Origin of the sequence: Candidatus Enterococcus myersii (genome assembly GCF_017316025.1) — a bacterium.
GTDB lineage: Bacteria > Bacillota > Bacilli > Lactobacillales > Enterococcaceae > Enterococcus_C > Enterococcus_C montenegrensis.
The window spans coordinates 244,497-264,108 of the sequence record NZ_JAFLVT010000018.1 but is presented as its reverse complement, the minus strand read 5'-3'; the positions used below and the strand labels follow the sequence as shown (position 1 = coordinate 264,108).

Here is a 19,612-nt window from a genome sequence, read left to right as displayed (position 1 = left end):
TACTAGTGTATATTACAGGAGAAAGCAAAAATAAAAATTCACAAATTTGTGAGCAGAGAAATTGCATTTGCTGGTACGTCCTGTTATGATTTGTCAGTAAATTACGTGAAAAATTCACAAATGGAGGCGTACACGTTGAAAGATCATCATATCCCTAAGGCAACAGCAAAGCGTTTGCCCTTATACTACCGCTATTTGCGGATTTTAAATAATGCTGGAAAACAAAAGGTTTCTTCAACTGAACTTAGCGAAGCCGTACAAGTCGATAGTGCCACTATTCGTCGCGACTTTTCGTATTTTGGTGAGCTTGGCAAAAGAGGTTATGGTTATGATGTGGAGGCATTGATGAATTTCTTTGCTAAAACATTAAACGAAGATCATATGACTAACGTTGCTTTAGTCGGTGTTGGTAATTTAGGGACAGCCCTATTAAAATATAAATTCCACCAAAGTAATAGTATCCGCGTTAGCGCAGCTTTTGACGCAGATGAAGAAATTACTGGTCGCATCATTGACGGGGTTCCTGTTTATGCAATGCGGGACATGGTCGAGCAAATAAAAATTCAAGAAATTGATATCGCCATTTTGACGGTACCAGCAGAATTTGCACAAGGAATCGTAGATGAACTTGTTGCGGCTGGAATCAAAGGTATTTTGAATTTTACTCCAGCTCGTCTTAGCGCACCTAAGAGCGTCTTAATTCAAAACGTTGACTTAACTAATGAATTACAAACATTGATTTATTTCTTACATTCACAAGACGAAAAATAAAAAAGAAAGACCAAGTAGGGATAGCATCATTAAAAAGTTAAACTTTTTAGTGACGCTACATCTGCTTAGGTCTTTCTTTTTTTGATTAGCAGGAAAGGCTAAAAATTTTAAATAGCCTCTGATTACGCAGAAACTAAGGGAGTTTATAAAGTTATTAGCGAAAAAGTTCAGCGTAATCAGGTTTTTCATCAGAAAATTCTGCGATGATTTTTGTCAAGGCAGGGTAATCGATGAAACGAGCTGAACGGGTTAATTCTTTGCCATGACTTAATAAAACGACTAGAGGTGCTGTCAAAGCTTGAAAATGACCGGCAACTTCAGGAAATTTACTCCCATCAAAATGGTAAATTGGGACATCTTTGGCAAAACGAGCTTCTAGTTGCGGTTTTACCGCCACGCAAACGCTACAGCCAGGCTGGGAGATATAGGCAATCGCTAATTTTTCTTGGTTTAATTGTTGTAATCCGCTGTTAAAATCTGTAATTTGGATCATTCACTCACCTACTTTTCGTTGTTTTCATCTTTAATGTAAGATTTTGGTCAATAAAAGTCAAATCAGCTGTTTTTCATTTGAAAAGGTAAATGAAAGCTTAATTTTTTTGCGACAGACTTGTGAGATTTTACGAAAAAGCGTATATTAAAGCGACGAAAAAACAAGCTAAAAAATTTATTTTCTGCATTGACCCCTATATGAAGGGTTTTTCTTTTTGCTGAAACAACAAATTTACATATTGAAATAGCTAAAGGAGTCTTTTAATGTTTAGTCATTTACCTGATTCAATCTTACAAATGAGTATGATTTTTTTATCAATTGTGATTGAAGCTTTACCTTTTGTTTTATTAGGCTGTATTATTTCCGGTGCACTTTACGTTTTTTTAACACCTGAAAGGGTCCAGCGCCTATTGCCACAAAATAAATTGGCCGCAATTGCAGTAGGGTGTGGTTTGGGCTTTTTCTTTCCTTCTTGTGAATGCGGGATTGTGCCGATAGTCAATCAGTTTGTTAAAAAAGGAGTGCCCAATCACACAGCCTTTGCTTTTATGCTAACAGCACCGATTATTAATCCAATTGTCATTTTTTCTACTTTTATTGCCTTTGGAAATTCGATGCGGTATGCATTTTTACGCGTGATCGGCAGTTTAATTGTTGCCATGGTGATTGGCGTTTGGTTGGCTTATTTTAACCAACAAAGCATTATTAAAGACGCGAACTTGCAACAAGCTGTGGCAAATGTCAGTCATAGCCATCATCATGAAAAAAGTGTTCATAATCAAACGAAGAAAACATTTATCCAGCAGGTAGGTCATGTATTAGAACATAGCGTAGATGAATTTTTTGATACTGGCCGTTACTTAATGATTGGTGGTCTAATTGCCGCTGCGATGCAAACGTATTTACCAACTGGGGTTATGTTGACCTTAGGTTCAAATAAAATTTTAGCAGTCGTTGTGATGCTGTTTTTAGCTTTAGCGATGTCTCTTTGTTCAGAAGCGGATGCTTTTATTGGTTCTTCTTTATTAAGCTTGTTTGGTACAGGGCCAGTTGTCGGCTTTTTGGTCTTTGGTCCGATGGTGGATATTAAAAATCTTTTAATGATGAAACGCTATTTTAGCGGTCGCTTTATCGCGAGTTTAGTCGCAATTATTGTTGTCTGTGTAACAGGCTATGCATTGGTGGTGTCCTTATGATTCGCTTTTTAATTTTAGCTGGTTATTTTGAGTTGATGATGTATTTACAAGTTTCTGGTAAACTCAATCAGTTTATTAATGTTCACTACAGTTATTTGGCTATTTTGTCCATGATTTTATCTTTTGTCTTGGCGGTGGTGCAATTGGTATTGTGGGTGAAAGCTGACGGTAAAAAAGAAGACTCCGTAGAACATAGTCATGAAGAGGGGATAGAACACGAGCACGGTCTGAAAAAAAGACATCAACGCGTAATCGCCTATATTTTATTAGCACTACCGGTGATTGTCGGGACTTTTTTTCCAGTGGTCAGTTTAGATACCACGATTGTTCAGGCTAAAGGATTCCAATTTCCGATTAGTAAAGAGTCTGTGGGAGATCCACAAATGCAGACCCAATATCTACAGCCTAATACAAGCATGTACTACAATAAAACTGAATACCAAAAACAAATGGATAAATTAATGAAAAAGTATGATAAATCTGGTACATTAGCCGTTACAGAAGAAAACTACCTAGAAATAATGGAACTGATTTATAATTACCCAAGTGAGTTTATTGGGCGCAAAATTAGTTTTGACGGTTTTATTTATCATGCCAAACAAGATCAAAAAGAAGACGATTTTGTTTTTCGTTTTGGGATTATTCACTGTGTTGCCGATTCTGGAGTTTTTGGTCTACGTATTCATTTACCAGCGGGATCGTCTTTTAAAAACGACCAATGGGTGCATATCGAAGGGGTTATTCAGAGTAATTTTTATCAACCTTTAAAACGGGAATTACCAGTGGTACAGACGATGAAAACAAGTACAATCACAGCCCCTAAAAATCAATACGTGTATCGCTCATTTTAACCACTTTTTTAGCGAAAAAAATGTTAAAATAAGAAACAGATTTCATAAAAAAAACATATTCCTTTGTTAGAGTAGGAAATGTAGACGCTTTGTTTGTAGTTTCAGACAAGTTTTAGTAAAATGAAATGTAGCAATAGTTAGAAGAAAGAGGTGTTAACTGTGGGTTTTACAGATGAAACAGTACGTTTTGATTTTGACGATAGTCGCAAAAAAGAAGTAAGTGAAACGTTGGCCATTGTTTATCGCGCTTTGGAAGAAAAGGGCTACAACCCAATCAACCAAATCGTAGGTTATTTACTTTCCGGCGACCCGGCCTATATACCTCGTTATCGTGATGCCCGTAATTTAATCCGCCGTCATGAAAGAGACGAGATTTTAGAGGTCTTAATTCGTTATTACCTTGGCAATCATGGGATTAGCCTGTAATGCGGATAATGGGATTAGATGTCGGTTCAAAAACTGTTGGTGTTGCAGTCAGTGATTTACTTGGTTGGACTGCACAAGGGGTAGAAATTATCCGCATCGATGAAGCCAATGGCGAATTTGGATTTGATCGCATCAAAGAGTTAGTAACCCAATACGAAGTAACGCAATTTGTTGTGGGCTTACCAAAAAACATGAACAATACGATTGGTCCACGAGCCGAAGCATCACAAGCTTATGGTAAAAAATTAGAAGAGTTATTTCACTTGCCAGTTTTTTATCAAGATGAACGCCTAACCACCGTTCAAGCTGAGCGGATGCTTGTAGAACAAGCCAATACATCACGGGCAAAACGGAAAAAGGTTATCGATAAGTTAGCCGCCGTGATGATTTTGCAAAATTATTTAGATCGCAGCGATACAAAGTCGCCTTTATAGGAAAGAGGAAAGCAGATGACTGAACATAACCACGACCACAACCATGATCACGAAGGACACGAACACATTACGTTAGTCGACGATCAAGGTAACGAAACGCTTTACGAAATTTTATTAACAATTGATGGACAAGAAGAATTCAAACGCAATTACGTTTTATTGTACCCAGCAGGTGCATCAGAAGACGATGACGTTGAATTACAAGCCTATGCCTACATCGAAAATGAAGATGGCACAGAAGGCGAATTGGAACAAATCGAAACTGAAGCTGAATGGGATATGATTGAAGAAGTCTTCAATACTTTCATGGCTGAAGAAGAATAAGCTTTAAATACTAGCTGAACCCTTGGTGGATAAGGGTTCAGCTTTTTTGTGTTTTGAATTGAATACGTTCTGTTAGAAATTTAGAAGTTCTACTAGCTTCTCTATGGTTTTTCTTTGGTTTATGTTAGTTAGACGATTATAAGAAAAAGGACTAATTTTAGTCCAAAAGGTGTGCTATTCTTGAAGGAAGAAAAGTTAATAGATAAAGAAAATGTAATCGGTAGCAATATCAGACGACTCCGATTAGAAAAGGGAATGGGACAGACAGAACTGGTGCGAGAACTACAGCTCAGTAAAATCGCTATGACAAGAGAAGCCTTGGTTAAGATTGAAGGTGGCCGGTAACATATTAAGCTGAATCAATTCAGGACTATTAGGGATATTCTATAGGTGTCTCATGAAGATTTGCTTCAATGACTACTTGTAGTCAACGATTACTGATTCGTGAAGCAATGTTAAATATGGCAGAGCAATCTTTATTGGTTATCTGCTTTACTTGGTTTATTTAGATTATAAGTGTCCTTTTTGAGGCTATCTGAAAGTTTCTTATATTCTAACTCAAATGTTTTTTGCCATTCTTTACTTTTTTTGGATTTCTTTTTGATATATTCATCGACTTTGCTCATTTTGCTATCTCCTTTCGCTGTTCAGAATAGTATTAGTATATCCTGATATTATCCGTCAGTGAAGAAGACTCATGTACAATTAATGCTGGGTTCAATTGAATGAAAAAGTATGCAAATTTCAAATCGGTAAACGACTACAAGTAGTCAAAAAGGTGGCGAATAAATGAAAGTTTACACGATTCAACCAGTAGATTTTTTACAATCTGTTGATTCAGAAGGATTTATTTTTCCAAGGAAATATCACGCTGAGTTATCTGTCTTTTTTGATAATCTGAATGCAATTGGTGCACTTTGTTGGCTTGAAGAAGAGTATATGAAACGAATCCAGTTACCATTGGATCGAGATTTAATTTGGGTATGGCGAGATACCTGTCATTTAAAGTATGCTCGTAAAGATAATTTTACAGATTTTAGCAAATACAATTTTTACTGTTTTGAAATTCCTATTGAGTTTTATAGGAAAAACATTTTATGGTCAAAGTTTATAGAGTGGCATGAACCGTTGAATCATGAGTGGGAGACTGATGAAGATCAGGAATTTGAGTATATTTTTGATATTCCGAAACATCCGAGGTACGGGGATATACAAGGGGTAACGACAAGGTTGCACAAGGATTGGATAAAAAAAATACTCGCATTTAAAGGTGACTACTTGTAGTCTTTTGAATAGAATTCTTAATGTTACACCCTTATGTATTATGAATGAATACTGGTATAATAGTAAATAGGGTGTGCAACGTTAGGGTATACTTTCATGTTACATACCATATAATATGCGATTCAAAATTTATGTACTTTTAAGGGTGGATGAAAATGATTTTTATCATAATGAATAGTCTGGTGCTCTTTGTTATTATGCAAATACTCGGAGTTCCTATTTCTAATTTAGCGCTGTTAAAGCAAAAATATGATACTTTTTCTTTTAGCGAGGACAAAACAACTTCAGGAATAAATATTATCTACAATATTTTTATTTCCAATATATATATTCTTTTGTTAAATGAAATGAATATTGCCAAACCCTATGTAAATAATTTGTATTTTGTTGTAATTGGATATCTATTAATCAGATATTTTGTGATTTTTTTTATTTTACAAAGAAAATCACTTTTGAACTTTAGATATGAATTTACCTTAGTGACCTTAACTTTATTAGGAACTTATATAGTCTTTGATAAATTTATTCGGTCTGGTATTTCAATAATGATCCCTATTGATGATTTTAAAAATGAAATAGTGCTTTTGCTAATTCTTTTTTTGTACGACATTTTCAAAAATAGTTTAGTTACAGTTTTTAAAGATAGAGATGTTACTTCACGAAGAGAAAAATACATAAGAAATAGGTATTCTTATTTTTTTGATAAGTACAATTCTTATATATTAAGCAACATTGGTGAGGAATTCAAAATAGATAAGGAAATAACGAGAAAATTTATTCTCTTGGTTTATTCTTTTATCATATATGAAAATTTTAGTCGCCCTAAATTCTATAGGCTAGTAGAGTTTGTAGTATCAAAATTTTCTTCGGGAAGATATTCTACGGGAATAATGCAAGTACAATCGAAATATACTTTAGATGATAAAGAAAGCATTGCTAAAGGAATAGATATTCTTAAAAATATGTTTATCGAAATAGAAAGCTACGAATATGAAGAATGTTGGGTAAGAGAAATAGCCAATAGGTATAATCCGTCTAATAATGAGCAATACGCAAAAGAAATTCTATATATATATATAGAACTCGATAGATTTTTACAGGTATTGGATTAACTCTAAAATATTTACTATAATTTACAATAATATTTGACAAGTTCAATTAAATAAAAGTATTACTGAACAAGGACTAATTTTTGATTATGTTTCCGTAAAAATACCCTTGAAATGGGTTGCTAGGTGATATTTTTTCCTCATCAAAAGCACGCCACGCAACTTGAATACGTTTTTGAAGCCGATTAGAAAGCCGATCAAGATGAATGAGCATCAATAAAATGATTAGCTCTTTTCAAAAATCGTTGAAATTTCAACTATCTTCAATTATCTTTAATGAACTTAACTTCATGGCTGAAGAAGAAGAATAAGCTTTAAATACTAGCTGAACCCTTGGTAGATAAGGGTTCAGCTTTTTTGTGTTTTGAATTGAATACGAGCTTGAATACGTTTGACTAGTGATTGAAAGGTTCTTTTAGTTATAAAAAAATTATAGTGTTTTTTGTAAAAATAAAATCGCGCCTAACACAAGTAGAAATCCAATAAATTCAGGTAAAGAAAATCGTAGCTGAAAGATAAAAATTGAGAAGACTGTGGCAAGTATAGGTTCAAAAGCGGTCAAAACACTTGCTAAAGCTGAAGAGATGTAGCGCAAACTGGATAGATAGATTAAAAATGAACAGGCAGTACCAAAAATAATGACAATAAAAATTTGAAGGACAGAAGTTAACGTGACCATTCCGTCAACTTTCCAAATCGGGTGGATGATGTTGGCGGCGATACCGCCTAAAAGCATTCCCCAACCAACAACTGCGATGCTTCCGTGTTCTGCAAGTAGCCGGCGCGGTTGAATGGAATAAAAGGCTAATGAAATAGCCGAGCCAATTCCCCAAAGAAAGGCCGCTGGTGAGGCGATTAAATTTGCTAGCTTTCCTTTGGCGGCAATTAGTGTGACGCCCAACAAAGCAAGTAAGATGAGATAAATTGTTTTTTTCGCCGGTAGCATTTTCGTCTGCAATGCTGTATAGAAAATGACGAAAACCGGACCGATATATTGAACAATTGTCGCAAAAGAAGCGCTACTGAGCTCGATAGTTTTGAAATAAGTGAATTGCACCAGATACATTCCTAAAAGTGAAAATGAGAGTATTGAAATAAAATCAGTCCGGTGTTTAAAAGGCCAAGTCAGTGCATCTTTATTTTTAATCCGAGCGATCATAAGTAAAAGAAAACCTGCAAGTAACATTCGTGTTGAGACAAGCCAAGTTGCGGAAAAATGAAACTGGTTAAATAGAATTTGACCAGATATTCCTGAGATAGCCCATAATGCGGCCGCAATACTAGCATAAAGAATCCCAATCGTTTTTTGATTTTTTAAAATGGTCCGTCACTCCTTTTTTAATATCTGTTAGTATATCAGTATAATGTTTATTTACTTTGTTTTCTAACAGTTTTGAGGACGATAATAACAGTATTGGGTATAAAGGAGCTAGTATGTATTTTCAAGTTGATGATAATAAAAAAGAAGCGACACAGCATGTAACCCAAAATATTCCACTTGCCATTTATCAGCGGACCTTGATAAAGGAAAGGCACGATGCGATAACTTTACACTGGCATGAGGAATTTCAATTGGTTTGGGTCTATTCAGGAACATTGCTGTATAGCGTCGATGGAAAAGAATTTTTACTTCACCAAAACGAAGGCATTCTCATTAATACTTCTAAAATACATGGAGCAATCCCAGCTACATCAAAAGTAGAATATAGCTGCATTGATTTTTCTCCATATTTTATCAATAAAGAAATTTACCAGAAAAGTATTGCGGAATATAGCAAGAGATCTTCTTTTTCCTATCGATTCTTAGCTATAACTACGCGAAATTTAGAAATTCTGAATAGCCTTAAAAAGAATGTAAATGATATTAATTATCTGGATGTCTATGAGTTGTTGATTAGTAGTCTAAATAATATCGATAAAAACCAGTATCTGACGAATCAGGAGGAAGAGACGATTATTTATCAATTGCTGGATTATGTTCATAAAAATTTTCAAGAACCAATTACAGTGCAAGCTATTGCACAGACAATTCCAATAAGTAAGAAAAAGTGTACCAACTTGTTTAACAACTATACCCATCTTTCACCAATCAATTACGTAATCGACTATCGCCTAAATCAGGCGAAAAAAATGCTGTTAGAGACCCAACAGGATGTAGTCGAGATTTGTTTTGCAGCAGGCTTTAACAATGTTAGTTACTTTATAACGAGTTTTAAAGCGAAATATACGCTGACGCCATTTCAGTTTCGTAAACGCTTTGGCTAAGCTGTGTTTTTATCTGGAAGTGCGGATAAGATCGTATCTTTCTAGTAAAAATCTTTCATTTAATTTGCTTAAAGTCTAATGAAAAGGAATTTACAGGTTAAATTGCTATAATAAAAAAGAAGGTAGAAAGAGGTAACAGTAATTTTTGAATTCTAGCTAAAGCTGTTATCAAACTGTTTGTAAACGCAAGAAAGAAGGAAGTAAGATGAAAATTTTAGTAGTAGGTGCAAATGGGAAAGTGGCAAGACATTTTACCAATCAGATCAAAGAACATCCTTTGCTGCAAGAAAAAGCAGTCATTCGCAATGAAGAACAAATTCCATTTTTTAGTGAACGGAAAATTGAAACAGTACTATTGGATATCGTCAATAATTCTATCGAAGAGTTTGCAGCTGCCATGAAAGATGTGGATGCTGTTGTTTTCAGTGCTGGAGCAGGTGGCAAGGGCTTAGATAAAACGATTATGATCGATTTGGACGGCGCAATAAAAATTATGACAGCAGCTGAAATTGCTGGCGTTAAACGATTTGTCATGGTTAGTACCTTTAAAACAGGGCGTAAAGAAATTACCCGAGAAATTAAGGAAAACTCTTCTTTGACCGTTTACACAATTGCCAAAAATTATGCCGATGAATGGTTGAAACATCGTACCAATCTAAACTGGACGATTATTCATCCAGGTTCTTTAACCAATGAAGTTGGAACTGGCAAAATTAAATTAGCAGACAATCTAACAGGAGAACTTGAAAAAAATACGATTCCAAGAGAAGATGTGGCAACCGTGATTCTGGCAACACTGGAAAATGACGCAACTATCGGAAAAGAATTTGAAGTTGTTTCTGGCGATGTCTCAGTTTTTGAAGCTATCAAAGGGCTTAATTAACTTTTCCTCTGAATAGAAAAAACGATACAGGCAGTGCAAGATTTCTTGCACTGCTCTTTTTGTGAATGGATTTTTTGTGAATGGATTTAATTTTTTGTCCAACAGGGAAGGTTATATTACACCTGCATAATAGTTTTTTTGAAGCTAAACCGCAATCTTAGCGTAAGGCGTAGCAGCAATAAGCTAGTGGGAGAGTTTCCTATCAAACTAATCATTTTATTATTTTTATCTTTAAATAACGATTTTAAAAATAATTATCACGGCGTATAAAACGAAATCTATTTTGCGTTAACTTTAAGAAGTTTTTCCTTGAATATTGACTGACTATTTTTTGAATCATCAAAAATTTTGCGAATAAAGTTTTTTTCATAAATTTTATTTTATATTAAAAATTAAGGGAAGATAAATTTTTGTTTTGTGAATATTTTTCAGAAATCGTACTAAAATATAAAAGCGCTTTATTCAAAATGTTTTATTTTTTTTGCGAATCTAGATAAAATAATAAGTGTAATTAATAAAAAGTAATCGGCTTTATAATTATTGAAAAAAAACAAGAAAATTTAATGGGAAGTTGGTGAATTATGAAAAATGCTTTTATTGTACTGTTGTCGGCTTCTTTGATTAGTACATTTGTCTTTATAAATGGTCCAGTAAATGTTGCTGTTTCTGAGCCAACCAACGCAACTTCAGAACTTTTAGAGAGTACAGCCAGTCAAGAAAGTACTTTTAATTCAGCCGATATTCTGAAGGAAACAAATTTCTCAAACACAAATGGGACAAACGCAACAACGACAATTGAATCCACAACAGAGGCAACAACAAAATCAGACAGTACCACCCCTGATACATCTCTAGAGAAAACTAAAAAAGTTACAACTTTTGCTGCGACAGCTGACGCTGTGGAAGACGGAAGTGAAGGAAATCCTTATTTGGTTGCGACGTTTGCTGAGTTGCAAAGCGCAATTGACGCTATTAATAAAATGCCTGCTGACAATCAAGGCCCTTTTTATATTCAACTGACAGCAGATATCGAATACACAGATAAAACAACTACATTGTCAAAAAGCACCGTTATTAACGGCATTAAAGACTTCGAAAAGGATCCCGCTGATCCTGATAATCATTATTCAATACTTTATACTGAAACTGCTGGATTTGGTACTTCACATTTTCAAGTTGACAAAGCTGTAGATATAACTATAAAAAATATGAATTATGGAAGTTTAGATAATCCATATGGAGACTACTGGGGAATTATGCGAATGAATACTGCTGGTTCTTCTTTAACAGTTGAAAATATTCAATATGAGCTAACTAATGGATCCCAACCTTTTTATGCCAATACTGGAGGAATTTCCTTAACTTTCAAAGGAAACAACTCCTTTGTAAGTCACGCTGGTACGTACGGTGGTGAATTTGTAGAAGGTTTTAATATTGTTGATTTTTCTGCTGGCTCAAATACCTTTGTTGATAACGATACTATACAAAATGACGTTCTTTTTTATGGACGATTTGACGATGCCGATAAAAATCGAATGGTTGTAACTATTGAAAAGAATGCCTCTTTAAGAACAAGATCCAGCAAAAATGGGCTTTTTTATTCTGGTAATCCTTGCGTATTGAATGTGGAAGAAAATGGCTTTTTTAGATATGAAAAATATGAAGGTGATGGTGGTGGAAGTTCTAACTATATTAATGTTAACAATAACAAAATCACCTTTAATCTTGGTAAGAACTCCCGTACAGAGTTAGTATCTTCATCAACCGCTATTGATTTGAAATCAATGACTGATTTTAATTGTGATCAACCAGATTATATTTTAATTCAACAAACAGATAACAGAAATGTCGTTGCAAGTGGGAAAGCTACCTTCTATCGGACTGACCAAGACTTAGGGACTTCATACTCAGTCAACTGTTTAGATTCAGCTAATACTACTAATGTTTTCCAAGGTAACATACTTACGTCTGCTGAAATATCTAATACTTCCCCTGCTAATGCACGGAGTATCATTTATGAACAAGACCTCTTTCTTTCCGGTGTTGAAGGAGAACCTTCCACTTCTAATAGTGAAAGCAGAATCGATGTAGATATAACCGGTTATACGCCAAACGACCGCACTCTTTCTTCAGTCGATTATATGCTAACTAAAAATCAGCTTTATGATGCATCAAATCCAATTACCGACAGTATCTCTCAATCAGCTATAGACGAAAAATTTCAATTAGAAGACGCCTCTATAAATAAAATTAGTGTGAATCCTGATGAAAGCACACCTGAGACAAACACTACTTTCAATAATATAGAAGGTGGGATCTATCACTTGTATGCCAAAGTAACAGGTAATGCCATTGGCGGTATCTCTTCCAGCAGCCTTTGGGTAGAAACGACTGTGAATCTTACAAAAGTAATCAACACAAATATTCCTGTAAATATGATATTCAAAAGTCCTACCACTGAATTTGGCAAGGAAGAAAACGCAGGTGAATATACGTTTACCAATAATAGTAACATTTCGATTGCAGTAGATTTGACGGAAGTTGCTCCTACGGCTGAGTCAGATTCAGATGTTACTCTAGCAACCACCTTGTCTCCAACAGATACTTACAAATTGTTGCTAAACCTAGCGACAAATTATACAGATGAAACAAATAATCCGTTAGTTTGGGGACCACTCACTGAGGGGCCAATTTCTGAAGATAGCAAAGCCATACTACTAGAACCATTCTGGGAGACAGATAAGAATCAAGCGGAAGTTTATCTCATCGGAAATTATTCTGGCCCGGTTTCAGAAGTTAAAAAAGTCGCCTACAACTTTACCTTTACGATTTCAGCGCAATAGGAGGAGATGGAAAAATGGAAACAAAACAAGAAAATAAATCAAAGAAACGTATCTTATGGCTTTTGCTTTTATTGCTTGTAGCTATTGGTGGAATAATTACCTATCGCTATTTTACGCACAAAGATGAAGTTCCTGTTTCTATTGTCAGTGGTGATTTTCTTCCTGATGGTAAGGACGCGCAGAAAATTTCAGAAGAGGAGATGGCGAAATACGCCCAGGCTGCAGTAGATGCTAGTAATTTTAATATGGTCATTGCATCTGAGGCTACGGTCAATGAAAAAACTGCTATGAGTGAGTTGTTTATTCAAAATCCGCCTAAGAATGCTTATCCTGTTAACGTGGAAGTACGCTTGGATGATGGTAAGGACTTAATCTATACTTCTGGCGCTATCAATCCCGGAGAGGAGATTAAGCAAGCTAAATTAGAAAAAAAATTGACAAAAGGCGTTCATAAAGCAACCGCAACATTTAGCTTATATGATCCAGAAACAAAAGAAAAGCAAGGACAAGTCGCATCGGGATTAACCTTAATGGTGAACTAATAAAAAATGAAAAAGGAGCACGAGCATATGAAAAAGAAAGTGATTGCAGGACTGCTGTTAAGTAGCTGTGTATTAGGAGTAGCAATGCCGGCGTTTGCACAAGATGGAACTGAAGCTGATTCGCAGCAAACTATTGATGGTGAAAATTCAGCCGAAATTGAAGTAAATGGAACTTTAGGGGCAGATAATACAGATCCTGGTGCAACTATTACTGAAGGTGATGATAACTGGATTAACGTGACAGTACCGACAAAAACGATTTTTTATAATACTGCTAAGGACCCAGTGATTAAGTCACCAGATTATAAGATTACAAATAATTCGGGGCGACCTGTGTCAGTATCGCTAGAAAGATTTGAAAATGATGATACTAATACTAGCCTAACATTACCAAGCAGCTATTCCTTAAACTTACAAGTTGAAGGGAAGCAACCTATATCAAACATTGCGACATCAAATACTTCCACTGACTTTACAACTTCTACACCTCTGATTGATTTAGCAAATAAAGATGGCCGTATGGCGTTGGCTGACGAAGTAGATGCAAGTTCGAATGTGGCGACATTCAAATATACTGGTACTGCAACTGCTACTACCCAAGTGCAGCCAAAATACACCATGACCCTAAAATTTGACGCTGTTGCTTGGTAATAGCCATACTGGAGAAAGCCTATGGATAATCAAATTGAAGTAAATGGCTGGCTAGGGAGGACTTCTGATTCTTCAGAAGAAGCAATTTATCAAGTTGATGCGACCTTTAAGGAAAAAGAAGGAACTTTGGTTTCTAAAGTGTCTTCAGGTAGTTACCCGCAAACAAATGAGGTTGCCTCATATCAAATTGTTAGTTTGGGAATTATAATTTGTTTGATAGTGCTTATAATTTGGAAATTAAAAAACCTCTCTATGGTAAAGAATGAATAACAATGATTCATAAAATTGAAATAGTGTTTAAAATAAAACCCTTATTTTGGCAAAGCAGGTGCTTGCGTATTACGTTTAGCAAGCTTCCTGTTTGTAAAATAAGGGTTTTTAAGTTAGAAAAATAATTTGTTTTAAGTTAGTTTTTTCTATTCATTTGACTTCAAGGCATCAATCATATTGATATGTTTTAGTTTGAAGTGAGTTACAAGCATGACGATTAAGGTAAAGATAATGGTTAGACCACCAGAATAAAGATAGGCTGCGGGTTTGATAACCAAAGGAAAGACCATATTTTCCATCGAGGCTTTATCTAAGATAAAGTGGGTTAAAACCCTGCCGACACCAAAGCCTGCAATAATTCCCAAAATAGTGAAGATGATATTCTCTCGAATGATATACATAGTTACTTCCTTGTCAAAAAAGCCTAATACTTTAATGGTGGAAAGTTCTCGTACCCGTTCGGAAATATTGATATTGGTCAGATTATACAAGACGACAAATGCCAGTAATCCCGAAAGTGTCACTAAAATCCAGACGATTGCATTTAAATTGGAGATGGACTGATTTTGCGTTTCAATTTGTTTGGAAATAAAAGTCGTGTTGACGACTTTTTTAGTATCTAATAATACTTGGGCAAGATTATCTTCTTCTTTTGTCGTCATCTTGTTGGTTTTAAGCAATAAACTATTGGCTGAAAATTTTTGGTTGGTAACTTTCTCATAGTAAGGACGTGTCATGTACAAAAAGCTACCAAGATAGTTTTGGGCGATGCCGGCGATTTTGATTTGCTGTTTCTGTTGCTTGCTATCGTAAATATAAAGGGTATCGCCTTTTTTGATGTCATAAAACTCTGCCATTTTTTGGGTGATGACAGCACCAGTATTTGTCAGCGAAATTACTTTATTGTCTTTACTATGAAGGTGTAAATAATCTTCAAATTCTTTTGCTGCGGTTGGCACCATTAATGTGAGACTTTGTGTTGCCTGATTATTTTTGCGTATTTCGACGGTCTCATTGTGACTAGCCATAAAACTTGTGACTTGTTCATCGTTTTTTAGTGCATTGGTGATCGCTGTAGTATCTGCTGCGGGTAAATCATCTTCTAGGCTGACAATTCCTTGGTAAGCAATGATTGGACCAAATTGTTTTGCAGCAACCGAAGACAAGGAGTCTTTTAAACCAAAGCCGGCTAATATTAAGCCGGTGCAACCGGCAATGCCGATAATTGCCATTAACATACGGGCTTTATAGCGAAATAAATTGCGATAGCTAACTTTTTGATTAAAGCTTGAACGTGACCAAAGGGGTGTAATGTATTCTAAAAAAATCCGTTTGCCGGGCTTTGGTGCTTTTGGCTGTAAGAGTTGAGCTGGTTTTTCCCGTAATTCTTTGGTTAAAACGATGAGAGCTGAACCTAAAGTAGCGAGTAAAAAGGCGATAATCGCTTTTAAAATAGGGTCCCAGTCGTAAAAGACATAAGCTTTATTGAAGGAATAGCGGTCGCTCATTAAATAAAAGATAATCCGGGGCAAGAAATTCGTACCGCTGACAACGCCTAAAACTAGCCCAATACTGGCGGCGAGTAAGGAGTAGATGACATATTTTTTCGCTATTTCTGCCTTTGTATAGCCTAGTGCTTTTAATGTCCCGATTTCACGGCGATTTTCTTCGACCATCCGCGTCATGGTGGTAAAGGTAATTAAGGCTGCAATGAAAAAGAAAAAGACTGGGAAGACGTCTGCGATTGCGGCGATACGGTCAGACAGGCTACCAAATTCTTGGAAACCAACATTGTCAAAGCGATCATTATAGCGATAAACAATTTCCTTCATATTTTTGATTGTAGCTTCTGTTTTTTTTATTTCTGCTGTTCCAGTTGCTAACTCTGACTGATTTTTTTTCAAAGTCGCTTCATTGGTTGCTAGCTGCTTTTGTGCTGTTGTTAATTCTTGTTGTGCGGCTGTTTTTTGTGGTTCGGGTAACAAGCTGATTTGCGCTGCTTGTAAGGCGAGTTTATCTTTTGCTTGTTGTAGTTGCTCTTGCGCTTTTTCTAATTCTTTTTTACCAGTGGCAATTTTTTCTTTTTGGAGACGAAGTTTTTCTGTTGCGTCTGCTTGAATTTCTTTTAAGCGTGCATTTGGACGCTGAGAAAGTTTGTCTTCAATGAGCGCGGTATTTTTTGCCATTTGTTCTTTGTAAGCATTACTGTAGGTTTCGTATTTTTTTACATTGGCAAAGCTAAGATACATGACCGCTTCTACTTCTGCTTTAAAAAGTTTTTTTGGCAAATAAGCAAAATAAGAAACACTGCCATTGCCAACATTGGCATAGCCCCGTTCTACTTCACTGATAAAAAGAGGCGAGGTCACAAAACCAACGATTTTAAATTGTGTGCTTTTTAGTTGCTCATGGTCGTTGATCGTGTACGTATCGCCAATTTTATAACCTTCTTTTTTTGCCAAGTGATCTAAGAGAATTTCATTATCTTTTTTAGGCAGAACGCCGCTTGTGAGCTCTAAGTGATTTTGGTCATTTTCTTGATCATAAGAAAAGACCTGGATGACTTCATTTTTCTTTGCATCCGCATAAAAGAATTGATAGCCACTCTCGATTGAAAGTCCGGTGATATCGTCTAAGACATCCTTATCAGCGTTTGTAATGCCGCCTGTTGAGACGACTTGCAGATCCGAAAGTTTGCGTTCTTTTAAATAAACGTCAGCGGAGTGATCTAAAACTGGTTGTGTCGTTTTAATGCCCACGTAAAGTAGCGTCCCTAAAAAGATAATCAAAATAATGGCGATAAAACGCCCTTTAGATTTTGTTATTTCACGAAATGTAGCCTTTAAATAGGTTTTATTTTTCATTTTACCAGCCACCTACCAAACTATTTCGTCAATTGAAATTGGATTTTCGTTTATTTCAACTGAGCGTACCTTCGCGTCATTAATGCGAATCACGCGGTCGCCAATTGGTGCTAACGCAGAGTTGTGGGTGATGATTAAAACGGTATTGCCATTTTTGCGACTCGCGTTTTGTAAAAGTTTTAAGACTTGTTTTCCTGTTTCAAAATCCAAAGCGCCCGTCGGTTCATCACAGAGGAGTAATTTAGGATTTTTTGCAAGGGCACGGGCGATGGAGACCCGCTGCTGTTCACCGCCGGATAATTGTGACGGAAAGTTATTGAGGCGGTTTTGCAAGCCGACATTTTCCAAAGTTTGAATAGGATCAAGTGCTTTTTTAGAAACTTCTGTTGCAAGCTCGACATTTTCTTTGGCTGTTAAATTAGGAACTAAGTTATAAAATTGGAAAACAAAGCCCACATCTGTCCGGCGATAGGCTGTAAGCTGTTTGTCGTTATATTTGGCAATGTCATTACCAGCGACGAAAATTTCTCCTTCATCTGGAGTATCCATGCCGCCTAAAATATTTAACACAGTAGATTTTCCTGCACCACTAGGACCAAGAATAATGGCAAGCTCGCCTTTTTCAACGGAAAAACTGAGGGAATCATTGGCGGTAATGGTTGAATCTCCCATTTTGTAGCGCTTCGATTCATTTTTTACTTCTAAAAAGCTCATGGCTGTTTTCTCCTTTAATTGAACAACTTGTTTAATTAATGATACTATGTCAGTATACGAGGAGTTTGGAAACAAAACAATCAGCAATCTTTTTTTGCTTGTTATTAAATAGACAAACTGCCATTTATTTGTTTAGAAAAAGGAGGAAATTATGGTTGGTACCAATAATAATCGCCGTAGTCAAATGACGAAAAAAATCATTCAACAGGAATTTTTACAACTCTTACAAAATAAGGAATTAAGTGTTATTACGATTACCGAAATCGCAAAAGCCGCTGATATAAATCGTGGGACCTTTTATAAATATTACACAGATCCCAGTGATTTGATGCACCAGATTGAAACAGAATTTTTTAGCGATGTTTTGCAGCGTTTAAATGCCAAACAGCCAGACTTTAATACATGGTTGGAAAATCTCTTGGCGATTTTTGTGGAAAACAGACAGTTGGCGACAATTATTTTATTAAATCAAACTAAAGAACAAAATTTCAATTTGTTACTAGAAGAGATCAAACCTTCTTCTATTGCCCGTTTTGCAGCTGTCTTTGGTACGAAAAACCAAGCGGATTTGGAGCTTTACTTTTCTTATTTTGTCAGTGGTGCATTGGGTTGTATCAAAACGTGGCTGCTACAATATCCAAAGAAAAACCCCCACGAAATTGTCCAAATTTTGCAGAGTTCTTTTCCGGCAAATATTGCACAACAGTTAGAGCTGCGTAATTAAAAAGTAAACTTAATTACGTTAAAAACGTAATAGTTGTTTAAAACAGGCAAAAAGTATATTTTGAAAGTAGTAGCTAATGTAATTTACCTTTTGGTAAGAAATGCCGGAAATAAAGAATGAGAAGGGGACGATTATGGTGAAATTTCCACGCCGCCGTCAAAATGGCGCTGAAGTAAAAAAGAAGGAAGATTTGGAAGAAAAAATTGTTCTAGCTGACACTGAAGTTGATGATGCTGCATTTCAATCTTTTTTTGGTGATGTCGTAAAAAAATTACCAAATTCTGCTGCGGCGATTATCATGAAGACATTTGATAGCACCAAAGTAAAGGCAGAATCTTTGTTAGCGACCACCCGCAGTCGCTTTGACAGTGTTTTTGATCCGTTTTTAAAGGGTGTGGATGAAACAACCCAAAAAAAATCCCATGGAATCATTCATATGGCTTCATTGAGTGCGGCGATTATTGGTTTGTCGCCAATTCCATTTTCGGATGCTTTTTTATTAGTGCCAGTGCAGTTAGTCATGATGGCGCGACTTCATAAAATTTTTGGCCAATCTTGGTCAGAAGGAATAGGAAAAAGCATGACAAAGGAGCTGGTGGTCGTTAGTTTTGGCCGCAGTGCAGTCGGAAATATTTTGAAATTTATTCCCGTTGTCGGCACAATCGGAGGCGGTGCAGTCAACGCCGTAGTCGCAATGGCCATCACTGAGTCTTTGGGCTGGGTAACGGTAAAAATGTTGAATGATGGTGAAGATATTTTTGAACAAGTGATGTCCTTTAAGGGGCAGTTCAATACATTGTTTAAAGCTTTGCAATCTGCTAATAAGAAATAACTAAAAATCCCGTCGCTACAACAGTTATGACGAAATTTCGTCTTTGTTTGTAGGTACGGGATTTTTTTATTTGCGCGTAATTTCGTTAAATCCTAGCTGGCTATCAGTGGCGCAAGGGAATTCATTATCTTTACTT

21 protein-coding genes and 1 pseudogene are annotated in these 19,612 nt (G+C 35.9%); 17 read left to right on the top strand and 5 right to left on the bottom strand.

Going from position 1 to position 19,612, the window contains the following annotated elements; translation table 11 throughout:
• Positions 1–135 precede the first annotated feature (135 nt).
• Positions 136–771 (top strand): redox-sensing transcriptional repressor Rex, encoded by a 636-nt coding sequence (locus tag JZO76_RS12835; RefSeq protein ID WP_206905243.1) that lies wholly within the window; start codon positions 136–138, stop codon positions 769–771.
• Between the two features lie 154 nt (positions 772–925).
• Here JZO76_RS12835 and JZO76_RS12830 read toward each other — a convergent pair whose 3' ends face one another.
• Positions 926–1,264 carry a thioredoxin family protein gene (locus JZO76_RS12830; protein ID WP_206905241.1) on the bottom strand — a complete coding sequence of 113 codons (339 nt, stop codon included), beginning with the start codon at positions 1,262–1,264 and terminating at the stop codon, positions 926–928.
• Positions 1,265–1,527: 263 nt separating this feature from the next.
• On the opposite strand from JZO76_RS12830, the gene JZO76_RS12825 reads away from it, so the two are divergent.
• The 6 genes and pseudogenes from JZO76_RS12825 to JZO76_RS12800 all read left to right on the top strand — a co-directional run bounded on the left by JZO76_RS12825 (position 1,528) and on the right by JZO76_RS12800 (position 4,885).
• Positions 1,528–2,460 (top strand): permease, encoded by a 933-nt coding sequence (locus tag JZO76_RS12825; RefSeq protein WP_206905239.1) that lies wholly within the window; start codon positions 1,528–1,530, stop codon positions 2,458–2,460.
• The gene (locus tag JZO76_RS12820; RefSeq protein ID WP_206905237.1) at positions 2,457–3,311 is read left to right on the top strand and encodes a TIGR03943 family putative permease subunit; all 855 of its coding nucleotides are present in this window, start codon (positions 2,457–2,459) and stop codon (positions 3,309–3,311) included. The genes JZO76_RS12825 and JZO76_RS12820 overlap by 4 nt, the downstream gene beginning before the upstream one ends.
• A gap of 159 nt (positions 3,312–3,470) precedes the next feature.
• The gene (locus tag JZO76_RS12815; RefSeq protein WP_016171403.1) at positions 3,471–3,737 is read left to right on the top strand and encodes an IreB family regulatory phosphoprotein; all 267 of its coding nucleotides are present in this window, start codon (positions 3,471–3,473) and stop codon (positions 3,735–3,737) included.
• Positions 3,737–4,171 carry a Holliday junction resolvase RuvX gene (ruvX, locus tag JZO76_RS12810; protein ID WP_206905235.1) on the top strand — a complete coding sequence of 145 codons (435 nt, stop codon included), beginning with the start codon at positions 3,737–3,739 and terminating at the stop codon, positions 4,169–4,171. Before JZO76_RS12815 ends, ruvX begins: the two co-directional genes overlap by 1 nt.
• A 15-nt stretch (positions 4,172–4,186) precedes the next feature.
• Positions 4,187–4,495 (top strand): DUF1292 domain-containing protein, encoded by a 309-nt coding sequence (locus JZO76_RS12805; protein WP_206905234.1) that lies wholly within the window; start codon positions 4,187–4,189, stop codon positions 4,493–4,495.
• Between the two features lie 171 nt (positions 4,496–4,666).
• Positions 4,667–4,885 (top strand): annotated as a pseudogene (locus JZO76_RS12800) (helix-turn-helix domain-containing protein).
• A gap of 86 nt (positions 4,886–4,971) precedes the next feature.
• Here the strand turns inward: JZO76_RS12800 and JZO76_RS12795 are convergent.
• Positions 4,972–5,121, bottom strand: a complete 150-nt coding sequence (locus JZO76_RS12795; RefSeq protein WP_206905231.1) for a hypothetical protein — start codon at positions 5,119–5,121, stop codon at positions 4,972–4,974.
• Positions 5,122–5,284: 163 nt separating this feature from the next.
• Here JZO76_RS12795 and JZO76_RS12790 point away from each other — a divergent pair, with 163 nt between their 5' ends.
• Together JZO76_RS12790 and JZO76_RS12785 are read left to right on the top strand one after the other, a co-directional pair.
• Positions 5,285–5,779, top strand: coding sequence for a DUF3841 domain-containing protein (locus JZO76_RS12790; RefSeq protein WP_206905230.1), 495 nt, complete (start codon positions 5,285–5,287; stop codon positions 5,777–5,779).
• Positions 5,780–5,934: 155 nt separating this feature from the next.
• Positions 5,935–6,891 (top strand): hypothetical protein, encoded by a 957-nt coding sequence (locus tag JZO76_RS12785; RefSeq protein WP_206905227.1) that lies wholly within the window; start codon positions 5,935–5,937, stop codon positions 6,889–6,891.
• 427 nt (positions 6,892–7,318) lie between these two features.
• On the opposite strand, the gene JZO76_RS12780 is transcribed toward JZO76_RS12785, so the two are convergent.
• Complete coding sequence (locus JZO76_RS12780) at positions 7,319–8,209, bottom strand: EamA family transporter (protein ID WP_206905367.1); 891 nt, start codon at positions 8,207–8,209, stop codon at positions 7,319–7,321.
• A 113-nt stretch (positions 8,210–8,322) separates the two neighbouring features.
• Here JZO76_RS12780 and JZO76_RS12775 point away from each other — a divergent pair, with 113 nt between their 5' ends.
• The 6 genes from JZO76_RS12775 to JZO76_RS12750 all read left to right on the top strand — a co-directional run bounded on the left by JZO76_RS12775 (position 8,323) and on the right by JZO76_RS12750 (position 14,342).
• The gene (locus JZO76_RS12775) at positions 8,323–9,153 is read left to right on the top strand and encodes an AraC family transcriptional regulator (RefSeq protein ID WP_206905225.1); all 831 of its coding nucleotides are present in this window, start codon (positions 8,323–8,325) and stop codon (positions 9,151–9,153) included.
• Between the two features lie 205 nt (positions 9,154–9,358).
• Entirely contained in the window at positions 9,359–10,036 is a 678-nt protein-coding gene (locus JZO76_RS12770; protein ID WP_206905223.1) for an SDR family oxidoreductase, read from the top strand.
• Positions 10,037–10,617: 581 nt separating this feature from the next.
• Positions 10,618–12,879 carry a hypothetical protein gene (locus tag JZO76_RS12765; protein ID WP_206905222.1) on the top strand — a complete coding sequence of 754 codons (2,262 nt, stop codon included), beginning with the start codon at positions 10,618–10,620 and terminating at the stop codon, positions 12,877–12,879.
• 14 nt (positions 12,880–12,893) lie between these two features.
• The gene (locus tag JZO76_RS12760) at positions 12,894–13,421 is read left to right on the top strand and encodes a hypothetical protein (RefSeq protein WP_206905218.1); all 528 of its coding nucleotides are present in this window, start codon (positions 12,894–12,896) and stop codon (positions 13,419–13,421) included.
• A 6-nt stretch (positions 13,422–13,427) separates the two neighbouring features.
• Positions 13,428–14,072, top strand: coding sequence for a hypothetical protein (locus JZO76_RS12755; protein ID WP_242595883.1), 645 nt, complete (start codon positions 13,428–13,430; stop codon positions 14,070–14,072).
• A 21-nt stretch (positions 14,073–14,093) separates the two neighbouring features.
• A complete protein-coding gene (locus JZO76_RS12750) occupies positions 14,094–14,342 on the top strand; it encodes a hypothetical protein (RefSeq protein ID WP_206905208.1) in 249 nt (82 codons plus the stop codon).
• Between the two features lie 146 nt (positions 14,343–14,488).
• On the opposite strand, the gene JZO76_RS12745 is transcribed toward JZO76_RS12750, so the two are convergent.
• Entirely contained in the window at positions 14,489–17,206 is a 2,718-nt protein-coding gene (locus JZO76_RS12745; RefSeq protein WP_206905206.1) for an FtsX-like permease family protein, read from the bottom strand.
• Positions 17,207–17,218: 12 nt separating this feature from the next.
• Complete coding sequence (locus JZO76_RS12740; protein WP_206905204.1) at positions 17,219–17,920, bottom strand: ABC transporter ATP-binding protein; 702 nt, start codon at positions 17,918–17,920, stop codon at positions 17,219–17,221.
• A gap of 151 nt (positions 17,921–18,071) precedes the next feature.
• Here JZO76_RS12740 and JZO76_RS12735 point away from each other — a divergent pair, with 151 nt between their 5' ends.
• Both JZO76_RS12735 and JZO76_RS12730 read left to right on the top strand, forming a co-directional pair.
• Positions 18,072–18,644 (top strand): TetR/AcrR family transcriptional regulator, encoded by a 573-nt coding sequence (locus tag JZO76_RS12735; protein ID WP_206905201.1) that lies wholly within the window; start codon positions 18,072–18,074, stop codon positions 18,642–18,644.
• Positions 18,645–18,777: 133 nt separating this feature from the next.
• Positions 18,778–19,476 (top strand): YcjF family protein, encoded by a 699-nt coding sequence (locus JZO76_RS12730; protein ID WP_242595882.1) that lies wholly within the window; start codon positions 18,778–18,780, stop codon positions 19,474–19,476.
• Positions 19,477–19,612 lie beyond the last annotated feature (136 nt).